This window comes from Thioalkalivibrio sp. ALE28 (assembly GCF_000377425.1).
Taxonomy (GTDB): domain Bacteria; phylum Pseudomonadota; class Gammaproteobacteria; order Ectothiorhodospirales; family Ectothiorhodospiraceae; genus Thioalkalivibrio.
Genome location: NZ_KB898103.1, coordinates 58,856 through 72,954 on the forward strand (window position 1 = coordinate 58,856; position 14,099 = coordinate 72,954).

Here is a 14,099-nt window from a genome sequence, read left to right on the forward strand (position 1 = left end):
TCCGATTTTTTTACGCAGCCAGGTGCGTGGTGTGTATCGGTGACGGAACACCCGGAGCGTGTTGTTAAAAAACAGCGGCCTATCGCGGGTGGCATCGTGATTGCTTGCGGGTCGGGCCAATGCCTCGGAACACCGACCAAGGGACGCGACCCATGAAAAAGGCACTTCTGATCGTACCGCTGGCGCTCCTGTCAGTCTCCGCCCACGCTGCGACGGTCGATCCGACCTACCAGTTCTTTGGCGCGTTGCCGGAAGCTGATTTCGGAGGGAGTGGCATCCCCAACGATTCCGTTGCCCAAACCCCGTTCGAGACGGCGGAGGCCCCCGGCCGGCTGGGCCTCTCCGCGGCGCAGCGTTTCGGTTCGCCCGAGGTCACCAACGACGGCGCGGGCACGTTTTTCGCGCAGCCCGGCATCAGCGACCCGACCTACGACTCGGATTTCGGGTCCGGTCTGTCGTTGTGGAACTTCAATTTCTACATCGATCCCGGCGCCGGTTTCATGACAGGCGCGCCGCTGACTTTCGAGCTGTATTTCGAGACCGTGCCCGGCCAGATCAGCACGTTGCAGCTGGGAAGCCTGGAGGGCGTTACGCAGGGCTCGCAGAATCTCGGCTTCGACTGGGTGAACACCCTGGCGGGTTCACAAGGGAATGACCCGTTCGACCCCTTCGCGGAGGGCATCTACAGCTTCGGGCTAGCCGCGTTTAGCCAGTCTCTCGAACTGCAAACCACGCAGAGCGTTGCCCGTCCGGTGGCGGAAACCTGGATCAACGTCCAGGTGGGCGATCCGACCGCGGTGTCGGAGCCGGGCAGTGCGTGGATGCTGGGCACGGGCCTGGGGATGCTCGCGCTGATGGCCTGGGGTGTGGGCCGCAGGCGCCCCGGCGCTGGCAAGGCCTGACACCGGCCTAGTCTGCCCCTGGCAACCCCCGGTGCTGGCTTTCGCCAGACCGGGGGTTTTTCGTGTCGGGCTCACGGTCGCGCAGACGGCATGGCCCGGGGCGGGTACCTGTCGGGAAATCCCGCTGCTACTCTCGTTTGACCGACCTTCCTTGGATCCCGGGAGATGAACAAGGCCTTCGAGGCGTTTGACGAGCACCTGCTCGAGCTGGCCCGGTTTGTTGAAGAAGCCGAGTCCATGGAGAAGGGGCTGCACCAGTTGACCGTCCTGGTGGGCCACGCAATGGACTGCCGGCATTGCTCGATCATGCTGGTCAAACAGGATCCCGAGACCGGCGAACCACGCCTCCGGGTCGAGGCGCACCAGGGGGCGCTTGTGCCGCAGGCCTACGGGGAGTCCCAGCGTTTCGGGACCGGCATCGCGGGACAGGTCGCCGCATCCGGCAAAGGGCTCCTGATCAACGATCTCCACCATTCCGAATTTGCCGGCGACGCCCGCCGTTGCCACGAGGTGGAGGCGGTCGACGTGATCGCGGTGCCGGTGCTGCTCGATGGCGAAGTGATCGGCGTGATCAATATTGATTCCCCGCGTGATCAGCGGCGGCTGACGCAGGAGGATCTGCGCATGGCGTCGATCCTGGCGCTGGTGGTGGCCAAGTCCGTACTGGTCCATCGGCTGAAGGGGCTGCTGCGCACCAGTTTCACGCAAATGGCGCTGGCCCGTCAGCCGGGAGCGGCGACGGGGCCCATTACCCACGCACCGGAGCGCGTTGCCCGGTTGCTCGCGCGCACGCTGTACGACGAGATGAGCCGCGCCGGGTTTTCCCGCGATCATGTGCTGACGGCCGCGACCGAACTGATCGGCCAGGTGAGCGAGGGGCGGCAATGACGGCGAGGGTGCCATGAAGGACGCCGGATTCGAGCGCCGCTGGCGCCAGCGTTTCCTCGAACGCGGGGCGAGCCTGGAGGATGACGCCGGGATCGCCGGCTGGACGCCGACTGGCCTGAACAGCCGCGTGCGGCAGTTCGAGCGTCTCTGGCGGGACGCGGCCCATGCGCCCGGACGCTGGCTCGATATCGGCTGTGGCGCGGGTACCTACACGCGAATGCTGCATGCGCAGGGTCATGCGGTGTGGGGGCTGGACTACTCCAACCCGTCCCTGGCGAAGGCGAGGGATCGCAGCGATCCGGCGATCCCGTGGCTGGCGGCGGATATCCAGCATCTTCCGCTGCCGGAGGCCGCGTTCGACGGGGTACTCTGTTTTGGCGTAATGCAGGCGTTGTCGGAGCCTGCGCCGGCACTGGCCGAGATCCGGCGGGTCCTGCGTCCCGGTGGCGAGGCCTGGGTCGATGCGCTGAACCTGCGGTGTCTGCCCACGGCGCTTCGGGAGTGGCGGCGCCATCGCCGGGGCCGGCCGCCGCATTTGCGCTACGACGATCCCGCCGCCCTGCGTGCCACCGCCGAGGCCGAGGGTCTGGTGGCGCTGGAACTGGACTGGTTGCCGCTGGCACCCGGGCGTCTCGCGCGCCTGCAGCCACTGCTGGAGAACCGGGCCACCCGTGGCGTGCTGCAGACGGTGCCGGTCGCCGGGGCATGGCTGAGCCATTCGTTCATTCTGCGCTTGCGCAGGGCGTGATGCGCCAGTCGTCCGGCCCCTGTCGGGAAATTTTGCACTTGGCGGCGACGAGCTCCCTTGCGAACTCGAGGTCTGGTGAGGCGGCCCTCGATATCAGTGAGTTACCCGTTATTCGATGGAGTGGCATTGCGCTTGCTAACTCTTGGTAGAAAGCGTCTGATTGCAGTGTGCCCCGAAATTCCCCCGGTGCGGGTGGAGGCGGGTGCCCTGGCGCGAACGGCGTGACGCCGGGGACGGACCTGGAGCAGGCAAGAATGAGCGACGAACACGATCAGAACCACAGCCATGGCCCGGAGGGCGAGGATCCGTCCGGCAGCCCCGTGGATCGGGACGAGGCTTCAGCCGGCCCGCGCAGCCGGACCCGCCGCCGTCTGACCACCGCCGGCCTGGGTGGCGCGATGCTGGTGTCCCTCCCCGCCAAGTCGGTCTGGGGTGCGCAGGGCCAGTGCTCGCTGTCGGGCAATATCTTCTCCGCCAACGTCTCCAATATCGACCACGAGTGCACCGAGGGCGATGGCTGCACGCCGGGCTTCTGGAAGAACAACTGGTTCGCCTGGGACTGCACCGGCTACTCGCCGGGGACCTGCCACAAGACCAATCCACCGGGCAACCAGTGCCGCAGCTTCGATGCGACGGTGCATCCCGGTGGCGCGACCTCCTTCGAGTCGGTGTTCGGCTACAAACCGGAGTGTCTGAGTGGCTCGCCGTCGCTGATGGAGGTGCTGCAGGCCAGTGGCGTGTGCAGTGGCTCGCTGGACTGGCATGCGGTGGGGGCGGTCCTGAACGCGGCCTGCACCTCGATCGACTTTGGCGCCTCGGTGGATGAGGTGGTGAAGGCCTATTCCATGGCCCGCGATGACGCGGACAAGTACACGGCCGTGAAGAACGTCTTCGTCTACATGAACGAGCGCTTCTGCCCAATCAACAGCCAGGGCGACTGCGAGGATGGATACTCGCGCAACGAACTGGGCGTATGCGTAGAGGTGCGGACCACCACGTCCAACCAGAAGGGCAATCGCTGACCTGCGGGGCGCTGCCCCGGGTACGCCTGGCCGCACGGTAAACGAGGCGCACTTGTCCGTTCCCGAAGAACCCCTCGAACTGATTTCGCTGCCGGTCGCTCACGTGCGGGCGTGGGGCGAATCCGTGGTCGTCTATGATCAGCGCTGTGGCGAGACACACGTGCTGCAACCGCCCCTCACCGAGCTCTTCCAGGCCCTGCAAGAGGGGCCGATGACGCCGACGGCCCTGTTCGAGTACCTTGAACAGCGTTACGAAGCCGCCGAGGGGGAGCTGGAGGATGCGATGCAGGCCGGCCTGAGTCAGTTGCGGGAGCATCACCTGATCTGTGATCCGGCGGACTCGCGGGACGCGTGACAGCCCCAGAAGACCTGCGCGCGGGGCTGCGCGGCGCCGGGGTGGCCCTTCAGGTGGGCCCGTTCGTGGTCCGGCTGCGTTCGCGGCTGGACCGGGTCGAACGCGCGCTGGCCCTGTTCTACGACCGGCAGTTGCTGCCGCCGGAACAGGCGGCGTTTGCCGATTTTCACATCACGCTCGCACGGGCCTCCGGTCTGCACTGGCTCTGGCGCCCGCAGGCGCGATTCTTCCTCGACGGTCGATCACCGTTTCGCCCCCTCCCGCTGGCCCACGCCTACCCGCTGTTCGAGTGGGGACTGAACTGGTGCATTGCCCAGCACGCCCACGACTTCCTGATGATCCACGCGGCGGTGCTGGAACGTAACGGTCGGGCGCTGGTGATGCCGGGCGAGCCGGGGGCGGGGAAGAGCACGCTGACCGCCGCGCTGACCCTGTCCGGCTGGCGCCTGCTGTCGGACGAATTCGCCCTGCTTTCCCTGACGGACGGGCAGCTGGTGGCCCTGCCGCGCCCGGTCAGCCTGAAGAATGCAGCCATTGACCTGATCCGCGAGCGCTACCCGCAGGCGGTCATCGGGCCCGCCTCGCATGACACCAGCAAGGGGACCGTGGCGCATCTGAGACCGCCGGATGCGAGTATTCAGAAGATGCACGACCCGGCGCGACCGGCCTGGCTGGTCTTCCCGCGTTTTGCCGCGGGGGGCCGTGACCACCTTGCGCCGCTGGACCGGGCCGTGGCCCTGCAGCGGCTGGTCGGGTCGTCGTTCAACTACAGCGTGGTGGGGGCCGCGGGCTTCGAGGCCGCGGCCGACCTGATCGAGCAGAGTGCGTGCCTCGAGCTCGAGTACGCGGATCTGGATGCCACCCTGGGGCTGCTGAACGACCTGACCGCGGGGGGCGCGTGACATCCTCCGTGCTGACGCAACTGCTCGCGGTCCTGGGCACTCCGGAGTCGGCCGGGAGGCTTTCGCTGGCGGACTGGGACCTGCTGGTGCGGGTGGCGCGGGTGGCCTCCCTGGAAGGGCGGCTGCATGCATTGATCGAGGAGGCCGGGACACTGCCCGAGGTGCCACCGGCGCCGCGACGGCACCTGCACGCGGCCCGGGTCCTGGCGGACCGTCAGCACGCCATGGTCCGCTGGGAGGTGGCGCGGATCCACGAGGCCCTGGCGCCCGAGGCGATCCCGGTGATGCTGCTCAAGGGCGCTGCCTATGTCATGGCAGGCTTGCCCTGCGCCCCGGGGCGTCAGTTCTCCGATGTCGACATCCTCGTCCCGCAGGCGCGGATTGAGCAGGCGGAGCAGCACCTGTTTGTCCAGGGTTGGGTCTGCGAGGGCTACGATGCCTATGACCAGCGGTACTACCGCCAGTGGATGCACGAACTGCCGCCGCTCACGCATATCCAGCGCAAGAGCGTGCTGGACGTGCACCACACCATCCTGCCGCCGACCGCGCGGCTGCATCCCGACCCGGATCTTCTGTGGCAGGCGGCGCTGCCGCTCGACGACTATCCGGGTGTGTATATCCCGGCTCCGGTGGACATGGTCCTGCACAGCGCGACGCACCTGTTCCACGACGGCGAGCTGGAGAACGGGCTGCGGGACCTGGCCGATCTGGATGCGCTGCTGCGGTACTTTGTGGCCGAGGATCCGGGTTTCTGGGAGCGGCTGACGGCGCGCGCCTTCGAGATGGATCTGGCACGCCCGCTCTTCTACGCCCTGCGCTATGGCCGCGAATTCCTGCAGACCCCCGTGCCCGATTCGGCCTTCGCGGCCCTGGCCCGCGCGCGCCCGTCGGCGCCTCTGCGTGGGCTGATGGACGGGCTGTTCCGTCGCGGCCTGATACCCCATCACTGGAGCTGCGATGGCGTCGGGTCCGGCGCCGCGCGCTGGCTGTTGTACGTGCGTTCCCATTACCTGCGCATGCCGCTCCACCTGCTCCTGCCTCATCTGGTGCGCAAGGCGGTCAAGGACCAGCGCAAGGGGAAGCGGGAACGGCCCGAACCCTGAGGGAGACGCTGATTGAATCGCACGTCCGCGCTCGAGTCGCTTTTGCGTGCGAACAAGGCGCGGTGACTGCGGTGCAGTCATTCTGCACAAGGGAACCGCAACGCCGTTCCCGCGCCCGTTTTTGATCAACAACGGGCGGCCGAGCCCCGACTTTCACTAGCTTGTGGGGTTGGCACCCCAAGTTCCCCGATCCTGCGTTGCGCCGCTTGCGGGTAGAACCACTACCCGCTGCACGACGCGCCTTGTCTCGGAACGCTTTGTCTCGAAGAACCGGGGGGCACCAACGCGGACGTGCGATTCAATCAGCGTCTCCCTGAGGTCCGCGCGCTCCCGAACCCGCAGCTCGACCGCCGCCCGTCTACCCGACCAGCGGGCCTTTACCCGGTAGCGGGGTCCGCCTCTACGCTTAGGGGTGCCAGGAGCAGCTCGGCGCGAAACAGGACGCGTGGGCCGGCCACCAGGCCGAGGCAGCGGTAGCGCTGCTGTGCCATCCCGGAGCCGGCCAGGCCGCGATCCGAGGTGTCCACGTGTTCGGCCGGGCTCACCAGCATATGCAGGGCATCGGCGCTGCGCAGGGCGCGCGCCAGACGCTGGTCGACGCTGATGTGATGCGCGGTATAGATCATGGGGTCGCGATAGAAATCGTGGCCATCGGCATGGGCCTTCTCCAGCAGCGCGCAGGAGATCAGGGATGCCGGAAACATGTCGGGAAAGTTGACCCGGTCCTCCAGCTCGTCGAAGTAGTCCGCCTGGCGCACGAGCGAACCCGACAGCAGATTCTTCGCGTTGCTGTTGGTCATGAACTTGCGCTTGTGGAACCACCCGTTGTCCGGCAGTTCGCGGCGGTCCTCGAGCCGGTCGAGGTCGAACCCCGCGGGCAGGGGCAGTGCCGCGTCCGGCAGCGCGCGGGGGGTGGCCGTGTCGCGCACGTGTCCCAGCAGCACCAGACCGCCGGATGTGCGCATCGCGATGCGGTTCGACAGTTGCGGCCGTCCCGCCTCGTCCATGCGCCGGTTCGTGGGCTTGACCACGGTGGTCAGGGCCTCGTCCGGGCGCAGGGCCCCGGCAAAGGTGAACTGGTAGTTCCGGAATGGCCGTTCGCGGATGTTCCCGCTGTCGCCCTCCGCCTGGCGTACCTGCGTGATCAGGGCCTCGGCGAGGCATTCCAGTTGAAAGCCCAGCACAATCGGGCCGCCAAACGGGTTGCCGCGGATCCGCATCCACTTGTCGCCGTCATGGAACGGATTGAAGTCATCGGTGGCGTTGCGCGCCACGTCGATGTGGATCTGACGAAAGACGCGGGGGGCGTCGAGAGGGGGCGCGGCCATGGGCGTGCGTTCTACCGGGCAGGGCCTGCCGTGACGTGTGCGGGCGTCGATGGGTTACTCCCGGGCGTTTGCCAGCAGCGGACGAATCCGGTCCGCTGGCACCGCGTAGCTGATCCCGCTGGGGTGGCCGACCGCCGCCTCGCGTCCGCCCTGGACGAAGACCTGATTGATCACGCCGACGACTTCGCCGCTGTCGATCCGGTAGACGGGGCTACCGCTGTTGCCGGGGTAGGCGGTGGCATCCAGCTGAAACACCATGGGTGCGCCGGCCCGCAGTTGCCGGATGCGCGCCTCGCTCAGTTCGCTCGAGCGCCGGGCGGTGATCGCCATGGGGGTGCGCGCCGCCACGCTCGCGCGATGGGTCGCGGGATAGGTGCCCAGGACCATGCCGATCGGGAAGCCGGTAAAGGCCAGTTGTTCGCCTTCCCGCACGGCATCGGAGGATCCCAGCTGCAGGGGTGGCAGCGGGGGCCCGGCAATCCGCAGCAGGGCCAGGTCGTCGTCCGCCGAATGGGCCACCAGTTCCGCGCTGTGGATGGAGGTGTCACGGCCTTCGCCGCTGACCACCACGAGTTGTTCGCGGTTCTCGTGATCCAGGGACGTCGGGATCACATGGTGATTGGTGACGATCAGACTACCGTCGCCAACCGCAAAGCCGGTGGCGAGGTAATGGGCCCGGGGGCTGCGCGCGGGCTGGTGGGTGGCGATGCTGACCACCGAGGGTTTGACGCGCTCGATGGTGTCGGGCAGCGCATCGGCCGCGGCCGGGGGCTGGACGACCAGAAGGGCCAGAAGACTGGCCGCGGCCAGGGCCTTCAGCGTCCGCCATTTGCGCGGGCGGGTGCATGGCGCAGAGGCCGGTGACAAGAGGCCGGATCGCGTGCTCGTCGTATTGTTCATGGGCCACCCCCGCCGGTTGATGGTCCAAGTCTAGGCCAGGCGTCTCCGATCGTGGTGGCAGTGCGTTAGGTGACGCGGGTAGTGGCCGGCGGAGGCGTTAAGCCGAATGTTCAGTTGAAGACGATGGTCTTGTTGCCGTGGGTGAGGACGCGGCCTTCGAGGTGGTAGCGCAGGCCGCGGGCGAGGACCCATCGTTCGACGTCGCGGCCCTTGCGGATCAGGTCCTGCACGCCGTCGTCATGGCGGATGCGGGTGACGTCCTGTTCGATGATCGGGCCGGCGTCGAGGTCCTCGGTGACGTAGTGGCAGGTCGCACCGATCAGCTTAACGCCGCGGGCGAAGGCCTGGTGGTAGGGCCGTGCGCCGACGAACGACGGCAGGAAGCTGTGGTGGATGTTCAGGATGCGTTCGGGGTATTCGTCGCACAGCGCGGGCGGCAGGATCTGCATGTAGCGCGCCAGTACGATGGCGTCGGGCGCGAGTTCGGCGAGTCGCGCCTGCAGGGTAGCGAAGGCGGTCTCGCGGTCCTCGCGCGGCACGGGGATGTGCTCGAACGGGATGCCGTAGCACCGGGCCAGCGGCTCCAGGTCACGATGGTTGGAGAGGATCGCCGGGATCTCCATCGGCAGTTCGCCGTTGCTCCAGCGGGCCAGCAGGTCGCTGAGGCAGTGCGGCTCGCGCGAGACCATCAGGACCACACGTGGTCGCGTTTCGGCGCCCGCCAGCCACCAGTCCATGCCGAGATCGAGGGCCAGCTCGTCCAGGCGTTCGCGCAGGGCGGGCTCGGCATCGACGGGCAGCGAGAATACCCAGCGCATGAAGAACCAGCCGGCCTCGGCATCGGTGTGTTGTGCGGCCTCGGTGATCCAGCCATCGGTGTTGGCGATCGCGTTGGCGATGCGCGCGACGATCCCGTGCTGATCCGGGCAGCGAATACTCAGCCGAAAACGCGGTCGATCATCCATGTCGTTTGGAGTCCTGAATCAGGTCACGGGCGGTTAACAGGAAGTCGGGAAGACAGGAAGGATTTTTTTGAGTGCGGCACCCCTGACGTTCGGGGATATGCCAGCAACGGCGGGTGTGTCCGGCGCGCCCCAATCCAATTTTCTTCAAATCTTCTTGTCTTCCTGTAGATCGCCCTTTCAGGCGGATTCGCGGCGCAGGCCGGAGGGGATGGAGAAGGTGATGGTCTCTTCGCGGCCGGCGAGTTCGGAGACGGTATCGACGCCGTGCCCGCGCAGGAAGTCGAGCACCTCGTTGACCAGGACCTCCGGGGCCGAGGCGCCGGCGGTGACGCCGATGCGGCTCTTGCCCTCCAGCCAGGCGGGGTCGATGTCGGCGGCACCGTCCACCAGGTAGGAGGCTACGCCCATGCGGGCGCCGATCTCGCTCAGGCGGTTGGAGTTCGAGCTGTTCTTCGAGCCGACCACCAGCAGCAGGTCGCACTGCTTCGCCAGGTCCTTCACCGCATCCTGACGGTTCTGGGTGGCGTAGCAGATGTCCATCTTGCGCGGGCCCTCGATCTTCGGGAAGCGCGCGGTAAGGGCATCGATGATGCCGGCGGTGTCGTCCATCGACAGCGTGGTCTGGGAGACGAAGGCCAGACGGTCCGGGTTCGCAACCTCCAGATTCTCGACGTCCGCGATGGTCTCGACCAGCATCATGCAGCCGCCCCGGGAGTCGTCGAACTGGCCCATGGTGCCCTCGACCTCGGGGTGCCCGGCGTGGCCGATCAGTACGACCTCGCGACCCTCGCGGGCGTAGCGCGCCACCTCCAGATGGACCTTGGTGACCAGCGGGCAGGTGGCATCGAACACGGTCAGGCCGCGATCCTCGGCCTCCTGCTGCACGCGGCGCGGCACGCCGTGCGCTGAGAAGATCACCACCTGGCCGTCGGGCACTTCGCTCAGTTCCTCGACGAAGCGCACGCCCGCATCCGTCAGGCGGCCGACCACGTGGCGGTTGTGCACCACCTCGTGGCGCACGTACAGCGGCGCGCCGTAGATCTCCAGGGCGCGTTCCACGATCTCGATGGCGCGTTCCACCCCGGCGCAGAAACCGCGCGGATTGGCGAGCTGGGCCTGGATACTCATGGTGTTCTCCTGCGGTCGGTCGCGACCTATTGTGGCTCCCGTACGGATACCACATCCACCTCGAAGGTGAAGTGTTGCCCCGCCAGCGGGTGGTTGAAATCCACCGTCACGGTGTCGTCCTCCACCGCTTCGATGCGGCCGGGCACGGCCTCGCCGGAGGGGCTGTTGAACTCGTAGATGTAGTCCACTTCCAGCGGCAGGTCATCCGGGAACTGCGAGCGCGGCATGCGTTGCACCGCCGCCTGATCCCGGAACGGGAACATGACGCCGGCCTCGATCGCAAATTCCCGGTGGTCGCCGGCCTCCAGCCCGACCAGCAGATCCTCCAGGCCGGGCAGGATCTCGCCGGAGCCGATCTCCAGGGTAATGGGTTCGTCGCCGGTCCCGTCCACTACAAAGCCGTTTTCGAGGATCAGGCGATAGTGCATCTCGATGTGCGCGCCCTTGGTGGCCGTGGTCATGCGTGCTCCCGTGTTCAGTGCTTGTCTTCGGAATGGCTGTGGTCACCCTCGATGAAGGTCGCCACGATCAGCGTGATCGCCCCCACCACGATGGCCATGTCCGCCACGTTGAAGGCCGGCCAGTGATAGCCCGCCCAGTGAAAGTCGAGAAAATCCACCACCGCGCCATAGCGCACGCGGTCGATCAGGTTGCCCACGGCCCCGCCCAGTACCAGGCCCAGGGCCGTCACCGACCACCACGCCCGGCGCGGCAGGCGGGCCAGCCAGCCGATGATCAGCAGCCCGATCACCACGGCGATGCCGGTCAGCAGCCAGCGGCCCCAGTCCCCGGCGCCGGCCAGGAAGCTGAAGGCCGCACCGGGGTTGTAGACCAGCGACAGATTGAAGAAGCTCGTCACCTCGACCGGGGCGAACAGCGTCAGCGCGTGTTCCGCCCAGATCTTGGTGACCTGGTCCGCGACCACGATCGCGGCCGCGATCAGCAGCCCCGGGCCCAGACCGGAACCCCGCAGTTGCATCAGGCGAAGTGCCGGGTCTCGCCCGGGCCTTCCACGTTGCTGACGCAGCGCCCGCACAGTTCCGGGTGTTGCGCGTGCTCGCCGACATCCGGACGGCGGTGCCAGCAGCGCACGCACTTGGGCTGTTCGCTCTTGTGCACCACCACGCCCAGCGCTGTCCCGTCTGTCAGTTCGGCGGTATGCGCGCCTTCCGGGGCGGCGCCCTCGGCCAGACGGGCCTCGGAGGTGATCAACACGAAGCGCAGCTCGTCGCCCAGGCGCTCCAGCAGCGCGCGCGTCGCGGAGTCGGCCGGCAGATGCAGGTCGATCTCGGCATTCAGCGAGGCGCCGATGCCCTGTTCGTTGCGCGCCAGTTCCAGCGCGCGGGCGACGTGGGTGCGCACCTCCAGGATGCGGTCCCAGTCACCGTCGGAGAACGTCGCGTCCTCCGGCAGCGGGGCCAGTCCCTCGTACCAGGTGGCGAACAGCACGCTGTCCGGCCGCTCGCCGGGCAGCAGCTCCCAGATCTCTTCGGCGGTAAAGGTCAGGATCGGAGCCACCCAGCGGGTCAGGGCCTCGGCCACGTGGTACAGCGCGGTCTGCGCCGAGCGCCGGGCGTGCGAATCCGCCTGCGTGGTGTACTGGCGATCCTTGATCACGTCCAGGTAGAAGCTGCCCAGCTCCACCGAGCAGAAGTTGTGTACCCGCTGGTAGATCTGGTGGAACAGGTAGTCGTCATAGGCCTTGGTGACCTGGCCCTGTACCTGCAGCGCGCGGGCGACGATCCAGCGATCCAGCGGCAGCAGATCGTCCAGCGGCAGGGCGTGCTCGGCCGGCTCGAAGCCGTTGAGGTTGCCCAGCAGGAAGCGCGTGGTGTTGCGGATGCGGCGGTAGGCATCGGCGGTGCGATCGAGGATGTCCTTGGAGATCGCCATCTCGCCGGAGAAGTCGGTGGCCGCGACCCACAGGCGCAGGATATCCGCGCCCAGGGTGGAGACGACCTCCTGCGGCGCGACCACGTTGCCGCGCGACTTGGACATCTTCTCGCCCTTCTCGTCCACGGTGAAGCCGTGGGTCAGCACCGCCTTGTACGGCGCCGCGCCGCGCATGGCCACGCTGGTCAGCAGGCTGGACTGGAACCAGCCGCGGTGCTGGTCGGAGCCTTCCAGGAACAGGTCCACCGGCAGTCCGCCCAGTTCCGGGCGCTTCTCCACCACCGTGGAGTGCAGCACGCCGGAGTCGAACCAGACGTCGAGGGTGTCGTTCAGCTTCACGTAGTCGTCGGCCTTGTCGCCCAGCAACTCCTTCGGGTCCAGCTGGAACCACGCCTCGATGCCTTCCTGCTCGATGCGCTGCGCGACTGCCTCGACCAACTCCGCGGTGTGCGGGTGCAGGCGGTTGGTTTCCTTGTGCACGAAGAACGGGATCGGCACGCCCCAGTTACGCTGGCGCGAGATGCACCAGTCCGGACGGTTGACCACCATGCCGTGGATGCGGGCCTGGCCCCAGCTCGGCATCCACCGGGTGTCGGCGATCGCCTTGAGCGCATCCGCGCGCAGCTCGGCGCGGTCCATGCTGATGAACCACTGCGGGGTCGCGCGGAAGATGATCGGCGTCTTGTGGCGCCAGCAGTGCGGATAGCTGTGCTCGAACTTCACTGCCACGATCAGCGCGCCGTGTTCCTTCAGTACGTCGATCACATGGCCGTTGGCCTGGTGCACGTTCTCGCCGGCGAAATGCGGGGTGTCCGGCAGGAAGCGCCCGTCCGGGCCCACCGGGTTTTCCACCGGCAGGCTGTACTGCAACCCGACCGCGTAGTCCTCCTGGCCGTGGCCGGGGGCGGTGTGCACCGCGCCGGTACCGGTCTCGGTGGTCACGTGGTCGCCCAGGATCAGCGGGACTTCGCGGTCCAGGAACGGGTGGCGCAGCATCAGGCCTTCCAGCGCCTGGCCCTTGGCGCGGGCGACGATCCGGCCCTCGCCCAGCGAATAGCGGGCCAGGCAGTCCTCGACCAGGTCCTCCGCCAGCAGGATGCGCTCGTGCTCCAGCTCCACCAGGGCGTAGTCCAGCTCCGGGTGCAGGGCGACCGCCTGGTTGGCCGGCAGGGTCCACGGCGTGGTGGTCCAGATGACCACGCTGATCGGGCCGCGCGAGCCGTCGATGCCGTCGAAGCGGCGCAGGAAGTCGATGTCGTCGACCACGCGGAAGCGCACGTCGATCGCCTGCGAGATCTTGTCCTCGTACTCGACCTCGGCCTCGGCCAGGGCCGAGCCGCAGTCCACGCACCAGTGCACCGGCTTCTCGCCCATCTGCACGTGGCCGCGCTTGAAGATCGTGCCCAGCGCGCGAACGGTATCGGCCTCCACCTGGTAGTTCATGGTCAGGTAGGGGTGGTCCCAGTCGCCCAGTACGCCCAGGCGCTGGAAGTCCGCACTCTGGCCGTCCACCTGCTCCTGGGCGTATTCGCGGCAGGCCTTGCGGAAGGTCGCGGCATCCACGTCGCGCCCGGCCTTGCCCAGGTTCTGTTCCACCTTCAGCTCGATCGGCAGGCCGTGGCAGTCCCAGCCCGGCACGTAGGGCGCATCAAAGCCGGCCAGGGTGCGGCTTTTCACGATCACGTCCTTGAGGATCTTGTTGACCGCGTGGCCGACATGGATCGAGCCGTTGGCGTAGGGCGGGCCGTCCGCCAGCACGAAGCGCGGCCGCCCGGCACAGTGCTCGCGCAGGCGCTGGTAGCGGTCCTCGGCCTTCCAGGCCTCCAGCCATTCGGGCTCCCGCGTCGCCAGGCCGGCGCGCATGGGGAAGGCCGTCTCGGGCAGGTTGAGGGTGTCCTTGTAGGGATTCGGCGGTGCCGGTTTGCGTGCCATGAGCGAGTTCCGGATCGGCCCTGCGGGCCGGTT

General features: G+C 67.6%; 14 protein-coding genes. 7 read left to right on the forward strand and 7 right to left on the reverse strand.

Annotated elements, in window-relative coordinates; all coding sequences use genetic code 11:
- The first annotated feature begins 152 nt into the window (after positions 1-152).
- The 7 genes from D105_RS0110930 (at position 153) to D105_RS0110960 (ending at position 5,920) form a co-directional block, all read left to right on the forward strand.
- Positions 153-902: a hypothetical protein gene (locus tag D105_RS0110930; protein ID WP_018878428.1), complete on the forward strand. Its 750-nt coding sequence runs from the start codon at positions 153-155 to the stop codon at positions 900-902.
- 165 nt (positions 903-1,067) lie between these two features.
- The gene (locus D105_RS0110935) at positions 1,068-1,790 is read left to right on the forward strand and encodes a GAF domain-containing protein (protein ID WP_018866643.1); all 723 of its coding nucleotides are present in this window, start codon (positions 1,068-1,070) and stop codon (positions 1,788-1,790) included.
- A gap of 13 nt (positions 1,791-1,803) precedes the next feature.
- Positions 1,804-2,538 carry a bifunctional 2-polyprenyl-6-hydroxyphenol methylase/3-demethylubiquinol 3-O-methyltransferase UbiG gene (locus D105_RS0110940; protein WP_018866644.1) on the forward strand — a complete coding sequence of 245 codons (735 nt, stop codon included), beginning with the start codon at positions 1,804-1,806 and terminating at the stop codon, positions 2,536-2,538.
- A 254-nt stretch (positions 2,539-2,792) separates the two neighbouring features.
- Positions 2,793-3,560, forward strand: coding sequence for a hypothetical protein (locus D105_RS0110945; protein WP_018878429.1), 768 nt, complete (start codon positions 2,793-2,795; stop codon positions 3,558-3,560).
- 52 nt (positions 3,561-3,612) lie between these two features.
- Positions 3,613-3,915, forward strand: a complete 303-nt coding sequence (locus D105_RS0110950; protein ID WP_018878430.1) for an HPr-rel-A system PqqD family peptide chaperone — start codon at positions 3,613-3,615, stop codon at positions 3,913-3,915.
- Positions 3,912-4,817: an HprK-related kinase A gene (locus D105_RS0110955; RefSeq protein ID WP_018876662.1), complete on the forward strand. Its 906-nt coding sequence runs from the start codon at positions 3,912-3,914 to the stop codon at positions 4,815-4,817. Before D105_RS0110950 ends, D105_RS0110955 begins: the two co-directional genes overlap by 4 nt.
- Positions 4,814-5,920 carry a nucleotidyltransferase family protein gene (locus tag D105_RS0110960; protein ID WP_018878431.1) on the forward strand — a complete coding sequence of 369 codons (1,107 nt, stop codon included), beginning with the start codon at positions 4,814-4,816 and terminating at the stop codon, positions 5,918-5,920. The genes D105_RS0110955 and D105_RS0110960 overlap by 4 nt, the downstream gene beginning before the upstream one ends.
- 377 nt (positions 5,921-6,297) lie before the next feature.
- Here the strand turns inward: D105_RS0110960 and D105_RS0110965 are convergent, their stop codons facing one another.
- The 7 genes from D105_RS0110965 to ileS form a co-directional block, all read right to left on the reverse strand.
- Entirely contained in the window at positions 6,298-7,248 is a 951-nt protein-coding gene (locus D105_RS0110965; protein ID WP_018878432.1) for a hypothetical protein, read from the reverse strand.
- Between the two features lie 54 nt (positions 7,249-7,302).
- A complete protein-coding gene (locus tag D105_RS0110970) occupies positions 7,303-8,148 on the reverse strand; it encodes a S1C family serine protease (protein WP_038028714.1) in 846 nt (281 codons plus the stop codon).
- A gap of 110 nt (positions 8,149-8,258) precedes the next feature.
- Positions 8,259-9,113, reverse strand: a complete 855-nt coding sequence (gene purU / locus D105_RS0110975; RefSeq protein ID WP_018878433.1) for a formyltetrahydrofolate deformylase — start codon at positions 9,111-9,113, stop codon at positions 8,259-8,261.
- A 177-nt stretch (positions 9,114-9,290) separates the two neighbouring features.
- Positions 9,291-10,241 carry a 4-hydroxy-3-methylbut-2-enyl diphosphate reductase gene (gene ispH / locus D105_RS0110980; RefSeq protein WP_018866652.1) on the reverse strand — a complete coding sequence of 317 codons (951 nt, stop codon included), beginning with the start codon at positions 10,239-10,241 and terminating at the stop codon, positions 9,291-9,293.
- 26 nt (positions 10,242-10,267) lie between these two features.
- Entirely contained in the window at positions 10,268-10,702 is a 435-nt protein-coding gene (locus tag D105_RS0110985; protein WP_018876657.1) for a peptidylprolyl isomerase, read from the reverse strand.
- A gap of 14 nt (positions 10,703-10,716) precedes the next feature.
- Complete coding sequence (gene lspA / locus D105_RS0110990; protein WP_018876656.1) at positions 10,717-11,220, reverse strand: signal peptidase II; 504 nt, start codon at positions 11,218-11,220, stop codon at positions 10,717-10,719.
- The gene (ileS, locus tag D105_RS0110995) at positions 11,220-14,066 is read right to left on the reverse strand and encodes an isoleucine--tRNA ligase (protein WP_018878434.1); all 2,847 of its coding nucleotides are present in this window, start codon (positions 14,064-14,066) and stop codon (positions 11,220-11,222) included. The genes lspA and ileS overlap by 1 nt, the downstream gene beginning before the upstream one ends.
- Positions 14,067-14,099 lie beyond the last annotated feature (33 nt).

Bases quoted from the DNA above. Each gene is read 5' to 3' on its own strand.
- D105_RS0110985 (WP_018876657.1), bottom strand. From the start codon at position 10,702: ATGACCACGGCCACCAAGGGCGCGCACATCGAGATGCACTATCGCCTG.
- D105_RS0110945 (WP_018878429.1), top strand. From the start codon at position 2,793: ATGAGCGACGAACACGATCAGAACCACAGCCATGGCCCGGAGGGCGAG.
- D105_RS0110940 (WP_018866644.1), top strand. From the start codon at position 1,804: ATGAAGGACGCCGGATTCGAGCGCCGCTGGCGCCAGCGTTTCCTCGAA.
- D105_RS0110930 (WP_018878428.1), top strand. From the start codon at position 153: ATGAAAAAGGCACTTCTGATCGTACCGCTGGCGCTCCTGTCAGTCTCC.
- lspA (WP_018876656.1), bottom strand. From the start codon at position 11,220: ATGCAACTGCGGGGTTCCGGTCTGGGCCCGGGGCTGCTGATCGCGGCC.
- ispH (WP_018866652.1), bottom strand. From the start codon at position 10,241: ATGAGTATCCAGGCCCAGCTCGCCAATCCGCGCGGTTTCTGCGCCGGG.
- D105_RS0110970 (WP_038028714.1), bottom strand. From the start codon at position 8,148: ATGAACAATACGACGAGCACGCGATCCGGCCTCTTGTCACCGGCCTCT.
- ileS (WP_018878434.1), bottom strand. From the start codon at position 14,066: ATGGCACGCAAACCGGCACCGCCGAATCCCTACAAGGACACCCTCAAC.
- purU (WP_018878433.1), bottom strand. From the start codon at position 9,113: ATGGATGATCGACCGCGTTTTCGGCTGAGTATTCGCTGCCCGGATCAG.
- D105_RS0110935 (WP_018866643.1), top strand. From the start codon at position 1,068: ATGAACAAGGCCTTCGAGGCGTTTGACGAGCACCTGCTCGAGCTGGCC.
- D105_RS0110965 (WP_018878432.1), bottom strand. From the start codon at position 7,248: ATGGCCGCGCCCCCTCTCGACGCCCCCCGCGTCTTTCGTCAGATCCAC.